This window comes from Lysinibacillus sp. FSL R7-0073 (genome assembly GCF_038009065.1).
GTDB classification, from domain to species: Bacteria; Bacillota; Bacilli; order Bacillales_A; family Planococcaceae; genus Lysinibacillus; species Lysinibacillus fusiformis.
Genome location: NZ_JBBPAS010000001.1, coordinates 3,013,587 through 3,031,910, shown reverse-complemented (window position 1 = coordinate 3,031,910; position 18,324 = coordinate 3,013,587). Strand labels below are relative to the sequence as shown.

16 protein-coding genes are annotated in these 18,324 nt (G+C 40.0%); 14 read left to right on the top strand and 2 right to left on the bottom strand.

Going from position 1 to position 18,324, the window contains the following annotated elements:
- Positions 1-10 precede the first annotated feature (10 nt).
- Positions 11-247, bottom strand: a complete 237-nt coding sequence (locus MKY88_RS15050) for a DUF2627 family protein (protein WP_008179922.1) — start codon at positions 245-247, stop codon at positions 11-13.
- Between the two features lie 388 nt (positions 248-635).
- On the opposite strand from MKY88_RS15050, the gene MKY88_RS15045 reads away from it, so the two are divergent.
- From MKY88_RS15045 to MKY88_RS15000, 10 genes are all read left to right on the top strand, one after another.
- Positions 636-1,730 (top strand): Leu/Phe/Val dehydrogenase, encoded by a 1,095-nt coding sequence (locus MKY88_RS15045; protein WP_008179924.1) that lies wholly within the window; start codon positions 636-638, stop codon positions 1,728-1,730.
- A gap of 185 nt (positions 1,731-1,915) precedes the next feature.
- The gene (gene lpdA, locus MKY88_RS15040; protein WP_328200355.1) at positions 1,916-3,343 is read left to right on the top strand and encodes a dihydrolipoyl dehydrogenase; all 1,428 of its coding nucleotides are present in this window, start codon (positions 1,916-1,918) and stop codon (positions 3,341-3,343) included.
- Positions 3,344-3,431: 88 nt separating this feature from the next.
- Entirely contained in the window at positions 3,432-4,448 is a 1,017-nt protein-coding gene (locus tag MKY88_RS15035) for a thiamine pyrophosphate-dependent dehydrogenase E1 component subunit alpha (RefSeq protein ID WP_069481913.1), read from the top strand.
- Positions 4,448-5,431: an alpha-ketoacid dehydrogenase subunit beta gene (locus tag MKY88_RS15030; protein ID WP_036148983.1), complete on the top strand. Its 984-nt coding sequence runs from the start codon at positions 4,448-4,450 to the stop codon at positions 5,429-5,431. Before MKY88_RS15035 ends, MKY88_RS15030 begins: the two co-directional genes overlap by 1 nt.
- 167 nt (positions 5,432-5,598) lie before the next feature.
- A complete protein-coding gene (locus tag MKY88_RS15025; protein WP_340814837.1) occupies positions 5,599-6,942 on the top strand; it encodes a dihydrolipoamide acetyltransferase family protein in 1,344 nt (447 codons plus the stop codon).
- Between the two features lie 121 nt (positions 6,943-7,063).
- A complete protein-coding gene (locus tag MKY88_RS15020; protein ID WP_328200357.1) occupies positions 7,064-8,767 on the top strand; it encodes a methylmalonyl-CoA mutase family protein in 1,704 nt (567 codons plus the stop codon).
- Complete coding sequence (gene scpA / locus MKY88_RS15015) at positions 8,764-10,917, top strand: methylmalonyl-CoA mutase (protein WP_008179938.1); 2,154 nt, start codon at positions 8,764-8,766, stop codon at positions 10,915-10,917. The genes MKY88_RS15020 and scpA overlap by 4 nt, the downstream gene beginning before the upstream one ends.
- On the top strand, positions 10,917-12,014 hold the full coding sequence (gene meaB, locus MKY88_RS15010) for a methylmalonyl Co-A mutase-associated GTPase MeaB (protein ID WP_328200360.1): 1,098 nt from the start codon (positions 10,917-10,919) through the stop codon (positions 12,012-12,014). The genes scpA and meaB overlap by 1 nt, the downstream gene beginning before the upstream one ends.
- 154 nt (positions 12,015-12,168) lie before the next feature.
- Positions 12,169-12,609 carry a BrxA/BrxB family bacilliredoxin gene (locus MKY88_RS15005; RefSeq protein WP_008179942.1) on the top strand — a complete coding sequence of 147 codons (441 nt, stop codon included), beginning with the start codon at positions 12,169-12,171 and terminating at the stop codon, positions 12,607-12,609.
- A 188-nt stretch (positions 12,610-12,797) separates the two neighbouring features.
- Positions 12,798-13,775 (top strand): aromatic acid exporter family protein, encoded by a 978-nt coding sequence (locus MKY88_RS15000; RefSeq protein ID WP_025116101.1) that lies wholly within the window; start codon positions 12,798-12,800, stop codon positions 13,773-13,775.
- Between the two features lie 21 nt (positions 13,776-13,796).
- On the opposite strand, the gene prli42 is transcribed toward MKY88_RS15000, so the two are convergent.
- Entirely contained in the window at positions 13,797-13,892 is a 96-nt protein-coding gene (gene prli42 / locus MKY88_RS14995; RefSeq protein ID WP_150907189.1) for a stressosome-associated protein Prli42, read from the bottom strand.
- Between the two features lie 125 nt (positions 13,893-14,017).
- Here prli42 and mce point away from each other — a divergent pair, with 125 nt between their 5' ends.
- From mce to MKY88_RS14975, 4 genes are all read left to right on the top strand, one after another.
- Complete coding sequence (gene mce, locus MKY88_RS14990; RefSeq protein WP_069481907.1) at positions 14,018-14,431, top strand: methylmalonyl-CoA epimerase; 414 nt, start codon at positions 14,018-14,020, stop codon at positions 14,429-14,431.
- A 5-nt stretch (positions 14,432-14,436) separates the two neighbouring features.
- A complete protein-coding gene (locus tag MKY88_RS14985; RefSeq protein WP_025116102.1) occupies positions 14,437-15,984 on the top strand; it encodes an acyl-CoA carboxylase subunit beta in 1,548 nt (515 codons plus the stop codon).
- 128 nt (positions 15,985-16,112) lie between these two features.
- Entirely contained in the window at positions 16,113-17,066 is a 954-nt protein-coding gene (locus tag MKY88_RS14980) for a hypothetical protein (RefSeq protein WP_328200365.1), read from the top strand.
- A 136-nt stretch (positions 17,067-17,202) separates the two neighbouring features.
- Positions 17,203-18,318: a M20/M25/M40 family metallo-hydrolase gene (locus tag MKY88_RS14975; protein ID WP_328200366.1), complete on the top strand. Its 1,116-nt coding sequence runs from the start codon at positions 17,203-17,205 to the stop codon at positions 18,316-18,318.
- Positions 18,319-18,324: the final 6 nt, after the last annotated feature.

Below are 18,324 nucleotides of genomic sequence, written 5' to 3'. Positions count from 1 at the left end.
ATAGCTGTTTTTATTTTTTTTGGAAGCGAGGTGCTACTTTTCCATTTTTGCGGTCACGATGTAGTAAAAATCCTGCGAAAAAGCCGAAGCCTATCACAAAGAAAATAACACCCACTACAAATTGTAGCCATAAAAATGGGAAAGGCGAAAGAAGCTTTCCAAATAATGTATCACGCATAAATTTAATGCCGCCTGCAGCCATAAGACCTGGAATAAGCATTACAATAAATGCAGCTAAACGGGCCATGTATACCCCTCCTTATTCCTATGATTAATTGTACCTGTGGATGGGGGAATGTCAAGAAAGGGTATCATCAATATAATATTTATTCCGCAAAGCTAGGCGGGATATAAAATGGTTTTTGTTACTGAATGTTTAGAAAATTCTTACTTAAATAAGAATGTGTAATAATAGTTGCGAAATTGTGAATTTGTCAGTATTGTAAAAATAAGTGGAGCAATATTATCCATTACTAAACAATTTTTTTCTTCCTGTATAAGGGTCTAAACACCTACTGGAAAATGGGGCTCAGTATTTTGCTGAGAAGAGGACAACAAGGGAAAGAATTGTTAGATAAAACTTGATTGGGACGGGCATTTGGGGATGCACTTTCCAAAGCAAAGGGGCGAGTTTCATGGAAATCTTCAAGTATATGGAAAAGTATGATTATGAACAATTGGTATTTTGCCAAGATGAAGCATCAGGGTTAAAAGCGGTTATCGCTATCCATGATACAACACTTGGACCAGCATTAGGCGGGGCACGTATGTGGACATATGCTTCAGAGGAAAATGCGGTTGAAGACGCATTGCGCTTAGCACGAGGCATGACCTACAAAAATGCGGCAGCTGGTTTAAACCTTGGCGGTGGAAAAACGGTCATTATCGGTGACCCATTTAAAGATAAAAACGAAGAAATGTTCCGTGCATTAGGTCGTTTCATCCAAGGCTTAAATGGCCGTTATATTACTGCAGAAGACGTAGGTACAACGGTAACAGATATGGATTTAATCCATGAGGAAACAGATTATGTAACAGGAATTTCACCTGCATTCGGTTCATCAGGGAACCCATCTCCAGTAACGGCGTATGGTGTTTACCGTGGTATGAAAGCGGCTGCAAAAGAAGCATTTGGTTCAGAATCATTAGAGGGATTAAAAATTTCTGTACAAGGTCTAGGAAATGTAGCTTACAAGCTTTGCGAGTATTTACATAATGAAGGGGCAAAACTTGTTGTAACAGATATCAATCAGGCAGCAATTGATCGAGTTGTAAATGACTTTGACGCAATTGCAGTAGCTCCAGATGAAATCTACGCGCAAGACGTTGATATTTTCTCACCTTGTGCTTTAGGTGCTATATTAAATGATGAAACAATTCCACAACTAAAAGCAAAAGTAATTGCTGGATCTGCTAATAACCAGTTAAAAGATTCACGTCATGGTGATTACCTACATGAATTAGGTATTGTCTATGCACCAGATTATGTCATTAATGCTGGTGGAGTTATTAACGTTGCGGATGAATTATATGGCTATAATCGTGAACGTGCTTTGAAACGCGTTGACGGTATTTATGATAGTATTGAAAAGATCTTTGCTATTTCAAAACGAGATGGCATTCCAACATATGTGGCAGCGAATCGTTTAGCTGAAGAACGCATTGCGCGTGTGGCAAAATCTCGCAGCCAATTCTTAAAAAATGAAAAAAATATTTTACACGGTCGCTAATATACAAGGTTTGAAAATTTGGAGAAGTCGCATTGTCGACTTCTTCTAATTTTACCAACAAATAAGAGCATCGTTGTAGTAAAGCTAAAGTTCTTCTTAAGCAAGAATAGACCGTAAGCTAATTGATAGGGTGATTGTTTAATAGATAGAATACTTTAGCACTTTTCTCAAAAGGGGGAATAAACATGGCTCAAAATTATGATGTTGTCATTTTAGGTGGAGGTACAGGCGGGTATGTTGCGGCCATTCGAGCAGCGCAACTAGGCTTGAAAACAGCTATTGTAGAGCGGGAGCGTTTAGGCGGAACATGCTTGCATAAAGGTTGTATTCCAAGTAAAGCCTTACTTCGAAGTGCAGAAGTATATCGAATGGCTAATAAAACGGCTAGTGAATATGGTGTCGATATTGAAGGTGTAACACTGCAATTTGACAAAGTTCAAGCTAGGAAACAAGCAATCGTTGAGCAATTAAGCCAAGGTGTGAATACACTGATGAAAAAAGGTAAAATAGATGTTTATCATGGTACAGGACGAATTTTGGGTCCATCTATTTTCTCACCAATGCCAGGAACGATCTCAGTAGAAATGTCTAATGGGGAAGAAAATGAAATGCTTGTACCGACGAATGTTGTCATTGCAACTGGCTCAAAGCCGCGAGGTATGGCCGGATTAACAGTTGATGGTCAATATGTGATGAATTCAGATCATGCTTTGGAGCTTGATAATTTACCGAAATCATTGTTAATTGTTGGCGGTGGTGTCATTGGTATTGAGTGGGCATCTATGCTTTGCGATTTTGGCGTATATGTAACAGTGGTAGAGTACGGACCAACTATCTTACCTGCAGAGGATGCAGATATCGTCAAAGAAGTAACAAAGCAGCTTGAAAAGCGGGGAGTTCGCATTGTGACAAATGCCCGTTTAGATGCAGATACATTCAAAATAGAAAATGATAACGTTTTCATTTCTGCCAAAGTGAATGAGCAGGAAGAAATCTTTGAGGCAGATAAACTATTACTTTGCGTAGGACGTGAAGCAAATACACAAGATATTGGTTTGGAAAATACAGAAATCGAAGTGGAAAATGGCTTCATTAAAGTGAATGATTCTTATCAAACGAAGGAATCACATATGTATGCCATTGGGGATGTGATTGGTGGCTTACAGTTAGCGCATGTTGCTTCTCATGAAGGACTGTCAGCGATTGAGCATATAGCGACAGGTAAAACAGAGCATTTAGATGATCTGAACGTACCGAAATGCGTTTATTCATATCCTGAGGTTGCTAGCATTGGTTTAACAGAAGTTGCTGCCAAAGAGAGAGGCTTTTCATTAAAGATCGGTAAATTCCCGTTCAAGGCAATTGGTAAGGCATTGGTAAATGGAGAAGCAGAAGGTTTTGTAAAAATTATTGCTGATAAAGAAACAGATGATATTTTGGGTATTCATATGGTAGGGCCGCACGTGACAGATTTAATTGGAGAAGCATCTTTAGCTAAATTATTGGATGCAACGCCATGGGAAATTAGTCAGGCAATTCATCCACATCCTTCATTAAATGAGGTATTAGTGGAATCTGCTTTAGCAGTTGATGGTCGTGCTATCCATTTTTAAATTTTTCTGAATTTCATAACTAACGTATCCAAATGTGGGGATATAGGATAAGATAGTTATTTCTCTATAATACGAAAGGGGTGTTCGTATGCAAGATGTTCAAATCAAACATGAAGATTTAGGTTTGTCAAATGAAGATGTACTTGCTATGTTCGAAACAATGTTAATGGCCAGAAGATTAGATGAGCGTATGTGGTTATTAAACCGTTCTGGTAAAATTCCGTTTGTTATTTCTTGTCAAGGTCAGGAGGCAGCACAAGTTGGGGCAGCCTTTGCGCTAAATAAAGATAAAGATTATATTGCACCATATTATCGTGATATGGGTGTTGTTTTACACTTTGGTATGACACCAAAAGAGTTGATGTTGTCTGCATTTGCAAAAGCGGAAGATCCGAACTCTGGTGGACGTCAAATGCCAGGGCATTTTGGTCAAAAGAAAAATCGTATATTAACAGGATCTTCGCCTGTAACGACGCAGGTGCCTCACGCAGTTGGCGTTGCACTTGCTGGACGTCTACAAAAAGAGGATTTTGTATCTTTCGTGACACTTGGTGAAGGTTCTTCTAACCAAGGGGATTTCCATGAAGGGGCAAACTTCGCAGGTGTTCATAAATTGCCAGTTATTATCATGGTAGAAAACAATCAATATGCGATCTCTGTACCAGTTGAACGTCAGTTAGGCTGTGCGAAGGTTTCTGATCGTGGAATTGGCTACGGTATGCCAGGTGTGACGGTTGATGGGAAATGCCCATTACAAGTTTACAAAGTGGTGAAAGAAGCAGCGGATCGTGCACGTAATGGAGAGGGCCCAAGCTTAATTGAAACAGTCACATATCGTTTAACAGCCCATTCTTCGGATGATGATGATCGTCAATATCGTACGGCAGAAGATATTGCAGAAGGTAAGGCAAAAGATCCGATTGTGTTATTCGAAAAGTATCTAACAGATGCTGGCGTCATGACTGAAAAAGTACGTAAAGAAATTGAAGAACGTGTGATGGCGGAAGTAAATGAAGCTACTGATTATGCAGAAGCGGCTCCATATGCACAACCAGAGGATGCTATGAAATATGTTTATGCACCAGTGGACGGAGGTGACGTGTAATGGCAGTTATGTCTTATATTGATGCGATTACATTAGCAATGAAAGAAGAAATGGAACGAGATGAACGAGTTTTCATTTTAGGAGAAGACGTTGGCCGTAAGGGCGGTGTATTCAAAGCGACTACAGGTCTGTACGATCAATTCGGTGAATACCGTGTGCTAGATACGCCACTTGCAGAAAGTGCGATTGCTGGGGTTGGTATTGGGGCAGCGATGTATGGAATGCGTCCAATCGCAGAAATGCAATTTGCTGATTTCATTATGCCAGCTGTCAACCAAATCGTCTCTGAGGCAGCTAAAATCCGTTACCGTTCTAATAATGATTGGTCTTGTCCAATGGTAATCCGTGCACCTTTTGGTGGAGGAATTCACGGGGCACTTTATCATTCTCAATCCGTTGAAGCCCTTTTTGCGGGTACACCTGGTTTAAAAATAGTTATACCATCAACTCCGTATGATGCCAAAGGATTGCTGAAAGCAGCTATTCGTGATGAAGATCCCGTATTATTCTTTGAGCATAAACGTGCTTATCGATTAATTAAGGGGGAGGTACCGTTAGACGATTACACGTTACCAATCGGTAAGGCAGATGTAAAGCGTGAAGGGGATGATGTGACGGTCATTACCTATGGTTTAGCTGTACATTTTGCGCTACAAGCTGCTGAGCGTCTTGCTGCAGATGGTATTTCTGCCCATATACTTGACCTACGCACAGTTTATCCACTTGATAAGGAAGCAATTATTGAGGCAGCAAGTAAGACAGGAAAAGTATTACTTGTTACTGAGGATAATAAAGAAGGCAGTATTATGAGTGAAGTTGCCGCAATTATAGCGGAACATTGTTTATTTGAGCTTGATGCACCAATTCAACGTCTAGCAGGACCTGATGTGCCAGCAATGCCATATGCACCAACAATGGAGAAATATTTTATGATTAATCCTGATAAAGTTGAACGTGCGATGCGAGAACTTGCGGCATTTTAACATACCAAGCAAGGCTGATTGAAAAAATGAAAGCCTCAGACGGAAGAACAGATTTTGACTTAGCCGTTTGAAAGTCAAAATCTGTCTATTTGCCTATCTTCGTTTATTAATTTAGCGCTGCATCAGGTACAATGACGCCTAGGCTTAATTGATGGGAGGAATAAATGATGGCGGTTCAAAATATTACTATGCCACAACTCGGCGAAAGTGTAACAGAAGGTACAATTGAAAAATGGCTTGTGAAGCCTGGCGATACAGTAAAAAAATATGATTCTTTAGCAGAAGTTGTGACAGATAAAGTAAATGCAGAAATTCCATCGTCGTTTGAAGGGGTTATTACGGAGCTAATTGCACAAGAAGGTCAAACATTACCAGTTGGCGCAGTCGTATGCTCGATTGAAATTGCAGGGGATAGTGAATTACCACCACCACCACCTGAAAAAAAATCTGCAGTAAGCACAGCCATTTTAAATGCAGGTGTTCAAAAGAAACAAGAGGCATCACAATCAGTTTCTACTCCTCCTTCAGCCGCTCCAAAAGAAGTGCGTAAGGACAAAGTACGCTACTCACCTGCTGTTCTAAGACTTGCACAGGAGCATGATATTGCACTCGATCAAGTTACGGGAACGGGCGAGGGTGGTCGCATTACAAGAAAAGATTTGTTAAAGCTAATTGAAACGGGCAATATTCCAACAGCAACTAGTGCGGCACCAGCGCCAGCAGCGATTCAAGCGATATCCGCACAGCCAGCTCCTGCACAAGCACAGCATGCAGAAAAGCCTGCAGCGCCGGTACAACCTACCCAGCCTGGAGATATTGAAATCCCAGTGACGAAGGTCCGTCGTGCCATTGCAAATAATATGGTGAGAAGCGTTCATGAGGCTCCACACGCTTGGATGATGATGGAAGTGGACGTAACAGATTTAGTTGCTTACCGAGATAGCCTAAAAGGTGAATTTAAACAAAAAGAAGGCTTTAATCTTACATATTTCGCCTTCTTTGTAAAAGCAGTGGCTCAGGCCTTAAAGGAATTCCCAATGATGAATTCGATGTGGGCTGAGGATAAAATTATTCAAAAGCATGACATCAATATTTCGATTGCTGTAGCGACGGATGATGCATTATTCGTGCCTGTTATAAAACACGCTGATGAAAAATCCATTAAAGGGATTGCTAAAGAGATTCATGAGCTTGCCAACAAAGTTCGAACTGGAAAATTAGCCATGGATGATATTAAAGGTGGTACATTTACCGTTAATAATACGGGAGCATTTGGCTCTATTCAATCAATGGGTATCATTAATTATCCACAAGCTGCTATCCTCCAAGTGGAAAGTATTGTAAAAAAACCGGTCGTTTTACCAGGTGGAATGTTTGCCGCTCGTGATATTGTGAATTTATGTTTATCATTAGATCATCGTGTGTTGGATGGACTAGTATGTGGTAAATTCCTAAATAGAGTAAAAGAAATACTCGAAAATACAAATAAATCTTCAACGTCAGTCTACTGATGACTTGTCGGAAACCTGCTGTATAAGGGTTTCCGATTTTTTTTATGCTTTCCGAGTCGCAATTTGTCATGTAGAATAACAAATAGAAACTACTAAGGGGGGAAGCTGATTAAGCGTCCGCATGTCAAACAACATGAAAAATATTGAATTTGAAAAGCCGGCCTATTCCGACTGGCAAGATGCAGCAATCAAAGCTTTAAAGGGGAAACCATTTGAGTCTCTATTCACGAAAACAAATGAGGGTGTTACACTACAGCCAATTTACACACAAGAAAGTTTAGTAGCTAAGCTTGGTGATGAGCTTGATCGACAAGTTGCCACAATCCGTTCCCTACAAAATAGTCAAGCATTTCAAGTAGCTCAGCAAGTTCATGCTGATACGAGTGAAGCGTTTTTTGCACAGCTTGATGACAGTTTAGCTAGAGGTAATGAAGTTATTACAATTGATAGTCGTGTTAATTTTGACTGGACAGAAGATGTATTGGTCAAATTAGCATCATATTTCTCAGAATATTCATTTAAAATTACTATTAAAGATACAAAAGACCCATTATTAACAGTGTTTGACAAAATTGATTTGGATCAACGAGAAGCTGTGAAGGGCTTCATCGTTTCGAACGAACCAATCTCTTTACAAGCTTTTCCGAGCGTGCGCTCAGTCGGCGCTAACACAGTTCTTTATCATAATGAAGGTGCCAACGCCGTTCAAGAATTAGCCTATGCACTTGCATTAGCAGCAAAGTTTGTAGAACAGGAAGAAAGCTTCGAAGTATTTTCCAAGAAATTTTTTGTATCCTTTGCTGTTGATACACAATTCTTTACAGAAATTGCAAAACTCCGTGCTTTTAAAGTACTTTGGAAAGCGTTCTCATCCGCATATGGTGTTACAGAAAATGTAAAAATCCCAACAGTTGCTGAAACATCTTTAAGAAGCTTCTCTAAATTGGATGTTTACGTGAATTTATTACGATCTTCTAATGAAGCGCTTTCTGGACTAATCGGCGGTGCTGATCTCTTTACGGTTCATCCACACGATGTGTTAACAAAACCTACAGAACAGTCAGTACGTATTGCTCGTAACGTGTCATTAATTTTAAAAGAAGAAACGAACGTCTTAAAAGTAATCGATCCTGCAGGTGGCTCTTACTTTATCGAGTCGTTAACGGCGGACTTTGTCAAAGAGGCATGGGCGTTATTCTTAGCAATAGAGGCAGCTGGAGGCATTGATGAATACACCGCATCTGGCAACCTCGCTGATGAAGTAGAGAAATCGTATCAATCTCGTATTCAAGCTGCACAAACACGTAAGCAATCATTGATTGGAACGAATATTTATGCCAATCCAGCTGATGCACTTGAATGTGAAACGAATCCGTTATTTGCTAGCATTAAACGAAGTGCTATTCCATTTGAAAAGCTTCGTGCAGAAATGACAGTAGCTGATGTGAAAACGGGTATTTTAGCATTAGGTACATTAAAAAGCTCCAAGCCAAGAGCAGATTTTATTGCTGGTTTCTTAAATACGGTAGGTCTTGTTCCTGAAAAAAGTGAACCGGCGGCGACTGTTGAAGAGGCAATAGCTTGGCTAAAGGCAACAGAGGCTAAATATGTTGTAATTGCAGGCAATGATGAGGATACAAAAGAATTTGTCCAAGCCATTTTAGCAGACAAACCAGCGGGTGTACTTGTAGATGTTGCTGGGAAATTTAAAGACGAAGAAGAAGCTTGGTTAGCAAATGGCTTAAACGGCTTTATTTTCGCAGGACAGAACATCATTGAAAAATTACAGTCAGTGTTCGCGAGCATAAAGGAGGTCCAACGATGAGTAAGCCAAATTTTAATGCAATTGAAATAGAAAAAGTTTTATCAGCTAATGCACCTCAAGCATCTGATGATAAGTTTATGACAAATGAAGGTATTGAAATTAAAGATATTTATACAAAAGAAGATATCAAGGATGCTAAACATTTAAATGATGTAGCAGGTATTGCACCTAATACACGCGGACCATACCCTACTATGTATGTGGCTCGTCCTTGGACTGTTCGTCAATATGCTGGTTTCTCAACAGCTGAAGAATCTAATGCCTTTTACAAGCGAAATTTGGCAATGGGACAAAAGGGGTTATCTGTAGCGTTTGACCTAGCAACTCACCGAGGCTATGACTCTGATCATCCACGAGTTACAGGGGATGTAGGAAAAGCCGGTGTTGCCATTGACTCTGTCGAGGATATGAAAATTCTTTTCGATCAAATCCCGTTAGATCAAATGTCTGTTTCTATGACGATGAATGGTGCCGTACTACCAGTTCTTGCTTTCTATATTGTGGCAGCGGAGGAACAAGGGGTAACACCAGAAAAATTAGCAGGGACGATTCAAAATGATATTTTAAAAGAATATATGGTGCGTAATACATACATTTACCCACCAGCTATGTCGATGAAAATCATTGCAGATATTTTTGAATATACAGCGAAGTATATGCCGAAATTTAACTCGATTTCGATTTCTGGTTACCATATTCAAGAAGCGGGAGCAACAAATGATATTGAACTTGCCTATACGTTAGCAGATGGTTTGGAGTATGTGCGTACAGGTTTGAAAGCAGGTATTGATATCGATGCATTTGCACCACGTCTATCGTTCTTCTGGGCCATTGGCATGAACTATTATATGGAAGTGGCTAAAATGCGCGCAGCACGTCGTATTTGGGCACAGATGATGTCAACGTTTAATCCAAAAAATCCGAAAACATTAGCTTTACGTACCCACTCGCAAACATCAGGGTGGTCATTAACAGAGCAAGATCCGTTTAATAATGTAGCACGTACGTTAATCGAAGCAAATGCGTCATCAATGGGACATACTCAATCACTGCATACGAATGCACTGGATGAAGCTATTGCACTTCCAACGGATTTCTCTGCACGTATCGCACGTAATACGCAGTTATTTTTACAAGAGGAAACAGCAATGACGAAAGTAATTGATCCATGGGGTGGTTCGTACTACGTGGAGAAATTAACCGAAGAAATTACTAAATCAGCATGGGCATTGATTGAAGAGATTGAAGCACTTGGCGGTATGGCGAAAGCAATTGAAACGGGTCTTCCGAAAATGAAAGTTGAAGAAGCCGCTGCTAAACGTCAAGCGAAAATTGACTCCAAGACAGAGACGATTGTTGGTGTAAATAAATATCGTCTGACGAAAGAAGAGCCAATTGATATTCTAGATATTGATAATACCCTAGTGCGACAAAAACAAATTGAGCGTTTAGAAGCGATGAAAGCCGCACGTGATGAGGCTGAGGTTCAAAAACATTTAGCTCGTTTAACGAAGGCCGCGCAAGATGGCGAAGAAAATTTACTAGCTATAGCAGTTGATGCGGCTCGTGCACGTGCTTCATTAGGAGAAATTTCGGATGCAATTGAAGCCGTTTCTGGACGACATAAAGCTGTCATCCGTTCTATTTCAGGTGTCTACTCTGCCAACTTCTCTGATGAAGAGCAAATTTCAGAAGTGAAGCAAATGACAGAAGAATTCCTTGAAAACGAAGGCCGTCGTCCACGTATTTTAGTAGCTAAAATGGGACAAGATGGACATGACCGTGGAGCCAAGGTTGTCGCAACAGGCTATGCTGATTTAGGCTTTGACGTAGATATTTCTCCATTATTTATGACACCTGCTGAGGCAGCGCAAATGGCTGTTGAAAATGATGTTCATGTCATTGGTGTCTCTTCGTTAGCAGCGGGGCATAAAACATTAGTGCCTGAATTGATCGCGGAGCTAGAAAAATTAGGGCGTGAAGATATTATCATCATTGTGGGTGGTGTTATACCAGCTCAAGACTATGATTTCCTTTATAATGCTGGGGCAGTAGCTATCTTTGGGCCAGGTACCGTGATTCCTGTATCCGCACAGAAAATCATTGAGGAAATCTACAAACGTTTAGGCTATGAGGAAGTGTCTGAATAATGGACAACAACAAAGGAATGGAAGAAAGTGCGCTATTTGTGATGGACGGGGTCGAGGCGACTCACGACGGTATGCACTATGGTACACCTAAAAAATTCCGAAAGAAAAAAGCCGACACTGTTAATATTAGAGAGCTTACACAACAAGTACGTGCAGGCTCTCGCACACATTTGTCAAAAGCGATTACCCTCATTGAAAGCTCGAATGCCACTCATAAAGTCCAAGCACAGGAGCTTTTACAGGAACTTTTACCGTATACAGGAAAGAGTATTCGAATCGGGATTACGGGCGTTCCAGGAGCGGGGAAGAGCTCGTTCATTGAGGCTTTCGGAACAATGCTTTGTGACATGGGAAAACGAGTAGCAGTCCTTGCGATTGACCCAAGCTCTTCTTTATCAGGGGGGAGTATTTTAGGGGATAAAACGCGCATGGAGGAGCTCGTCAAGAAGCCTACTGCTTTTGTACGCCCTTCACCATCGGCTGGTACCCTTGGGGGTGTTCATAAAAAGACACGTGAAACGATGTTAGTTTGTGAAGCAGCAGGCTATGATGTCATTCTCATTGAAACAGTGGGTGTGGGACAAAGTGAAACCTATGTCCGAGGCATGGTGGATTTCTTCTTGCTTCTAGTTTTAACTGGAGCAGGGGATGAATTGCAGGGCATGAAAAAGGGCATTATGGAGTTAGCAGACGCCATTGTTGTGCATAAGGCAGATGGTGATAATGTGAGGCTTGCCAAAAAAACTGTCGCAGAATATAAACAGATTCTGCATTTTTTACAGCCTGCTACACCAGGCTGGATGTCAACTGCAATGCCAGTTAGTTCATTGGAAAAACGGGGTCTCGATAAGGTTTGGGGAACCATAGAAGAATTTAAACAAATTGTTGAATCAAACAGTTATTGGGCTACTCGACGTCAAAAACAAACAAAAGAGTGGTTCCAATCCATGATTACTGATCATTTAATAGATATGTTCTATGGAAATCCACAACGTAAAGCACAGGTACAGCTTCTGGAACGTCAAATTTTAAGTGGCCAACTAACGGTTACACAAGGTGTAGATCGTTTATTTAGCGAGGAACAGGAAGATCAGTAAACTAGTTTCTTTAAAAGCTTAGAAAATTCAACTGACATGTATGAGCAAGTGGGTGCACAAATTCGTTGCAAACTGCTATGATAAGAGATGTATGTGCGTCAAATACCTACTATAAAAAGCTGAATTGACGCGATTTGAAAGGAGCTATCGCTATATGAATATGGATTATGATTTATTTATGCAGGAAATTTTAAAAACAGCTCGTGCTGAAATTGAAACGGCTGGCTACGAACAGCTAAAAACACCAGAGGCTGTTGAGGAGGCGTTTGCTCGTCCAGGTACAACATTAGTTATGGTGAACTCAGTGTGTGGTTGTGCGGGTGGTATTGCTCGTCCAGCAGCAGCGCAATGTGTACATTACGATAAACGCCCAGATCACTTAGTAACAGTATTTGCAGGGCAAGATAAAGAAGCGACTGCAGCGGCGCGTTATCTTTTTGGAGAAGATCACCTACCATCTTCACCATCATTTATTCTATTAAAGGATGGACAAGTTGTGGCTGAAGTGGGGCGCTATGAAATTGAAGGGCATGACCCGATGTCAGTTGTGACAAACTTACAAGCAAACTTCGAAGAATATTGTGACGAGCTTTAAGTCAATTCTTGCATAAGAGCAATCCTTTATAACTAAGTAGAAAAGCCTCATAGAAAGTTGATCTATGCAGGCTTCCTACTTAATTATCATGTATAGATAGTTCAGCATTACCATTAAAATTTTTGTAATATTGGCTAAATAATTAGCTATTTTCACTGAAGAGTACTAAAAGATAGGAGGCAGTCGGCCTGAAGAAGTTTTCAATCGGCTATCGAACTTTAAAAACAGCAATTGGTGCAGCACTTGCGATTGCCATTGCTCAATATTTTAATTTAGCCTCGTATGCCTCTGCTGGTATTCTAACGATATTATGTGTACAGCCAACGAAGAAAAAATCCATTCATGCAGCCTATACACGATTAGTTGCTAGTATAGTGGCCATGTTTTTTGCCTTTGTAAGCTTTGAGCTTTTTTCCTACCAGCCACTTACACTAGCGGGAATGCTAATACTTTTTATTCCAACAATTGTGTCCTTGAGAGTTGCAGACGGATTTATTTCTAGTGTCGTAATTATTATGCATATTTACGCCGCTAAAAGTTTTTCGATGGAGCTTGTTTATAATGAATTGGCGTTAATGGCTATCGGCTATGGAACCGGTATAGCCATCAATATGTATATGCCAGATATTCAAAAGGAATTAAATTACTACAGAGTTAAAATTGAGGAACTATATAGCAAGATATTTTTAGAAATTGCTAGCTATTTACGACAAGGGGATACGTTATGGGATGGGCATGAGATCATTGAAGCTATTCGAACATTAAATGATGCAAAGTCCTTGGCATTTAAAGATGTTGAAAACCATTTTACGAGACGCAAAAATGATTACTATATGTATTTCGATATGCGAGAAAAGCAGCTAGAAATTATTGAAAGAGTATTACCAAAAATTACAACTTTACCTGTTATAGTACAAGAGGCTGAAATTGTGGCAGATTTTTTACAAGACCTCGGGGGACATATTCATTCTGGAAATACAGCGAGTCATTATCGGGAAAAGCTAGAGCAGGTGAAACATGATTTCTCTCAGCTACCATTGCCGCAAAACCATGAGCAATTTATCGCTCAAGCCGCACTCTATCAGTTTATCGAGGAAATGGACAGGTATTTAGAAATAAAGCAGTCATTTAAGGGTTTAAAGGTAAAAAAAGAGCGCCCACAGTAGTGTGGACGCTATGGCCTTGCCTTAAACTAGCATTGATAAGCCGAATGCTAGAGATGAGATTAGCATGATTGCGACCATAGTATAAACAACGATTTTTTGAAACTTTTTATTACTCATATGCTCGTTCGCTCCTTCTTTTCTTATAAATAGTTTATCAAATCTGAAAAATTTCTCAAGTAGTAGAGTTTTGACAAAAAAGTCTGTAAAATAGAGTATGTACCATAACAGAAGGAGATGTCACCATGGAGAAAGTAGACCATATTGGGATTGCGGTGCGCGATCTTGATGAGCGCATTACATATTATACAGAAACTTTAGGTTTAAAGTTGATGAAAGTGGAAGAAGTAGATTCACAACAAGTTCGTGTTGCCTTTATTGACGCAGGTAACGTGAAATTGGAGCTATTAGAACCAATGAGTGAAAAAAGTGCCATTCATGGATTTATTGAAAAACGTGGAGAAGGTATTCACCATATTGCTTTTGGTGTGACAGGAATTCGTGAGCGTATGGTAGAGCTTCGTGAAAAAGGTGTACGTCTTTTATCGGAAGAGCCAGGACCTGGTGCTGGAGGTGCAGAGGTTGCGTTCATGCATCCTAAATCTTCGTTCGGGGTGTTATATGAATTATGTGATAAAAGTGGAAAAGGGGATAAGTGATTAATATGGATATGTTCGACAAAATCAATGACTTGTATGATCGTAAGACGGTAATTGAACTTGGTGGTGGTTATGAGCGCATCGAAAAACAGCATGAAAAAGGGAAATTAACAGCTCGTGAACGTATAGATTTGTTACTAGACGAAGGCACATTTTTTGAAATCAACCCATTTATTACTCACCGTACAGTAGACTTCGGAATGGAGAAAATGGAAGGACCTGGTGATGGTGTTGTAACTGGTTTCGGTAAAATTAACGGACGTCCAGTATACTTATTCTCTCAAGACTTTACAGTGTTTGGTGGCGCACTAGGTGAAATGCATGCGAAAAAAATGGCAACAGTTATGGACCTCGCTGCGAAAAATGGCACACCATTTATCGGTATTAACGATTCAGGTGGCGCACGTATCCAAGAGGGTGTTCTTTCACTAGATGGCTATGGTCATATTTTCTACCGTAATGCGATTTACTCGGGCGTTATTCCGCAAATCTCCGTAATAATGGGGCCATGTGCTGGAGGAGCTGTATATTCTCCTGCCATCACAGACTTTATCTTAATGGTAGATAAAACATCTCAAATGTTTATAACAGGACCTAAAGTTATCGAAACTGTAACAGGTGAAAAAATCTCGGCTGAAGATTTAGGTGGTTCAAAAGTAAATAATGCAGTAAGTGGAAATGCTCATTTCCGTGCACCATCTGAAGAAGAGGCAATTCAAGAAATTAAAAAACTATTAAGCTATTTACCACAAAACAATAAAGAAAAAGCACCTCGTCAGGATCGACCAGAGGGGGATGACTACCGTCCAGAAATCGTAGATACTGTGCCGATTGAAACAACACGTCCTTATGATGTGCGTAAAGTCGTTGAACAAGTAGTGGATGAAGGTTCATTCATGGAAGTTCATGCAGAATTTGCGAAAAACGTTGTAGTTGGCTTTGCACGTATTGCTGGTGAGTCAGTTGGTCTTGTTTGTAACCAACCAAAAGTACTTGCTGGAGGATTAGATATTGATTCTTCCGATAAAGCAGCTCGATTTATCCGTACTTGCGATGCTTATAATATTCCAATCATTACATTTGAAGACGTATCTGGTTTCTTCCCAGGTGTTAAACAAGAACACGGAGGAATCATTCGTCATGGTGCGAAAATTCTTTATGCTTATTCAGAAGCAACTGTACCAAAAATCACAGTGATTTTACGTAAAGCTTATGGAGGCGCTTACGTTGCCCTAAACTCTAAATCAATTGGTGCGGACCTTGTTTTTGCTTGGCCAAACGCTGAGATTGCAGTTATGGGAGCTGCCGGAGCTGCAAACATCATTTTTGCCCGTGAAATTGCGAAATCAGATGATCCAGAAGCAACACGTGCCGCAAAAATTGAAGAATATAAAGAGAAATTTGCTAATCCATATGTTGCAGCATCTCGCGGTATGGTAGACGATGTTATTGATCCAAGAGATACACGTATTAAACTTATTCAAGGACTTGATATGTTATCTAATAAACAGGAAACGCGTCCTGAGAAAAAACATGGTAATATTCCATTATAAAATGTCCAAGCCTAGTAGCTATGCAGTTACTAGGCTTTTAATTTCCAAAAATTAGTATGCAATATTATCAATGAAAGTTGAAACATTTTTCCTTGTCAACCGTACTGATATATAAGGAGTTGATATGAATGGAATGGAAGCAATTACAAAAAGAGCAGGAAAAGATTCATACACAACTAAGAAAAGCAGCAAGGCTAAACGAGCAAGGACTGTTAATTGACAAGCAGATTGAGCATACACAACAGGAAATAAACAAACATTTTAGGACACTCAATCAAATTCGGTCCAAACTACATAAATTAGAGGGTTTCTCATTTATGAATATGATTCGTACTTGGACGGGGCAACAAGATGAATTACGGGCTGAAAAAATTGATAAAGCAGCCGTGCTTGAATTAAAAATTAAAGAAGCGAAGAAAATGCAGACGGATTTAAACGAAGATAAAGTTCAAATAACTCAGAAATTAGCTCAAATCGATAAAATAGCATTACAAGATGAGCTTCGAGAAATTCACGCAAAAAAGAAGGGCTATTTACAAATCCATAATCCTGGGCAGGCAGAGAGATTGGAGCATTTAGCTCAGGAAAAAATGCACACAAAGCAACTCATTGCTGAAATTCAAGAAGCAGAAGGAGCAGGGGAGGTAGCTCTGACAAAGTTGGGGCAAGCAGCTGCGTCACTTCATTCGGCCAACGGATATTCGACTTGGGATACATTCTTGGGCGGTGGAGTTATCGCTACACACTTAAAGCATGGTGCACTTGATCAATCAGAAAATTATATACATAGTGCCCAAATTGCGCTGCAACGTTTTCATAATGAGTTATTAGATGTTCATGAGATGTCTACAAAGACACTACAAGTCGAAACAGATGGTTTTGTTAAATTTGCGGACTACTTCTTCGATGATCTTTTTTCAGCTTGGTCGGTCCATTCTAAAATTTCAACCGCAAGAGAACAGGTTTCACGTGTCCAAGATGATGTACATAATACAATTTGGCGCTTACAGGATAAACATAATAAAGCAGCGAACTATTTACAAACAATCGAACAAGAACAAGGAACCATTTTCAATGCGTAAGTTGAGTCTGAGATTAATTTCTCAGACTTTTTATATGGGTAGTATTGTTGAATGATTTCAACTCTTCTGACGTTGTGCTAAAATAATACTTATACTATAACGTGGAAAAACACGTAAACTAAGGGAGTTTTACAACATGACAAGTCGTTTAGTGGAAGAGTTTTTTGAGCTCGTTCAAATTGATTCAGAAACAAAATATGAACAAGAAATCGCACCAATTTTAGTCGATAAGTTATCAGCACTTGGATTTACAGTAGTCCAAGATGACGCCCATACACGTAACGGACATGGTGCAGGCAATATAATTGCCACATTAAAAGGCACATTAGATGTAGAACCGATCTATTTTACTTCTCATATGGACACAGTTGTTCCTGGTAAGGGCATAAAGCCATCATTACGTGAAGATGGTTATATTGTATCGGATGGCACAACGATTTTAGGTGCGGACGATAAGGCAGGACTAGCAGCACTACTAGAAATGGTAAAACGCTTAAAAGAGCAAAATATCGCTCACGGAGATATTGAGTTTATACTTACTGCTGGTGAAGAAAGCGGTCTTGTTGGTGCCAAAGAATTAGACCCATCTATCATTAAAGCAAAATATGGCTTTGCTGTGGATAGTGATGGCAAAGTTGGAGGTATTGTGACAGCAGCACCGTTCCAAGCGAAAATTTTCGCGAAGATAATCGGCAAAACTGCGCATGCTGGTGTTGCGCCTGAAAAAGGAATTTCAGCTATTACAGTTGCATCAAAATGTATTGCACAGATGAAGCTAGGTCGATTAGATGAAGAAACAACAGCCAATATTGGTCGCTTTGAGGGTGGACAGGCGACAAATATTGTTTGCGACGAAGTTACTATTCTAGCTGAAGCGCGTTCGATTGATAAAACAAAATTAGATGCTCAAACAAAGCATATGCAAGAGACATTTGAACAAGTAGCTGCTTCATTAGGAGCACGAGCTGAAGTTGAAGTGAAGCTTATGTATCCAGGTTTCCGTGTAACCGAATCAGACAAAGTCGTTCAAGTGGCAATGGCAGCGGCACACCAAATTGATCGTACCCCTACATTAGGTATTTCAGGTGGTGGGTCCGATGCAAATGTGATTGCAGGCTTTGGTATTCCAACAGTTAATTTATCAGTTGGGTATGAGGATATTCATACGACAAATGAAAAAATACCCGTTGAAGAATTAGAAAAATTAGCAGATTTACTAGTTGAGATCGTCAAAGAATCTGCGAAAAAATAATAGTCG

What these genes read in the sequence shown, in the direction of transcription:
- MKY88_RS15050 (WP_008179922.1), bottom strand. Translation starts at nt 247, where the DNA reads ATGGCCCGTTTAGCTGCATTTATTGTAATGCTTATTCCAGGTCTTATG.
- MKY88_RS15045 (WP_008179924.1), top strand. Translation starts at nt 636, where the DNA reads ATGGAAATCTTCAAGTATATGGAAAAGTATGATTATGAACAATTGGTA.
- lpdA (WP_328200355.1), top strand. Translation starts at nt 1,916, where the DNA reads ATGGCTCAAAATTATGATGTTGTCATTTTAGGTGGAGGTACAGGCGGG.
- MKY88_RS15035 (WP_069481913.1), top strand. Translation starts at nt 3,432, where the DNA reads ATGCAAGATGTTCAAATCAAACATGAAGATTTAGGTTTGTCAAATGAA.
- MKY88_RS15030 (WP_036148983.1), top strand. Translation starts at nt 4,448, where the DNA reads ATGGCAGTTATGTCTTATATTGATGCGATTACATTAGCAATGAAAGAA.
- MKY88_RS15025 (WP_340814837.1), top strand. Translation starts at nt 5,599, where the DNA reads ATGGCGGTTCAAAATATTACTATGCCACAACTCGGCGAAAGTGTAACA.
- MKY88_RS15020 (WP_328200357.1), top strand. Translation starts at nt 7,064, where the DNA reads ATGTCAAACAACATGAAAAATATTGAATTTGAAAAGCCGGCCTATTCC.
- scpA (WP_008179938.1), top strand. Translation starts at nt 8,764, where the DNA reads ATGAGTAAGCCAAATTTTAATGCAATTGAAATAGAAAAAGTTTTATCA.
- meaB (WP_328200360.1), top strand. Translation starts at nt 10,917, where the DNA reads ATGGACAACAACAAAGGAATGGAAGAAAGTGCGCTATTTGTGATGGAC.
- MKY88_RS15005 (WP_008179942.1), top strand. Translation starts at nt 12,169, where the DNA reads ATGAATATGGATTATGATTTATTTATGCAGGAAATTTTAAAAACAGCT.
- prli42 (WP_150907189.1), bottom strand. Translation starts at nt 13,892, where the DNA reads ATGAGTAATAAAAAGTTTCAAAAAATCGTTGTTTATACTATGGTCGCA.
- mce (WP_069481907.1), top strand. Translation starts at nt 14,018, where the DNA reads ATGGAGAAAGTAGACCATATTGGGATTGCGGTGCGCGATCTTGATGAG.
- MKY88_RS14985 (WP_025116102.1), top strand. Translation starts at nt 14,437, where the DNA reads ATGGATATGTTCGACAAAATCAATGACTTGTATGATCGTAAGACGGTA.
- MKY88_RS14980 (WP_328200365.1), top strand. Translation starts at nt 16,113, where the DNA reads ATGGAATGGAAGCAATTACAAAAAGAGCAGGAAAAGATTCATACACAA.
- MKY88_RS14975 (WP_328200366.1), top strand. Translation starts at nt 17,203, where the DNA reads ATGACAAGTCGTTTAGTGGAAGAGTTTTTTGAGCTCGTTCAAATTGAT.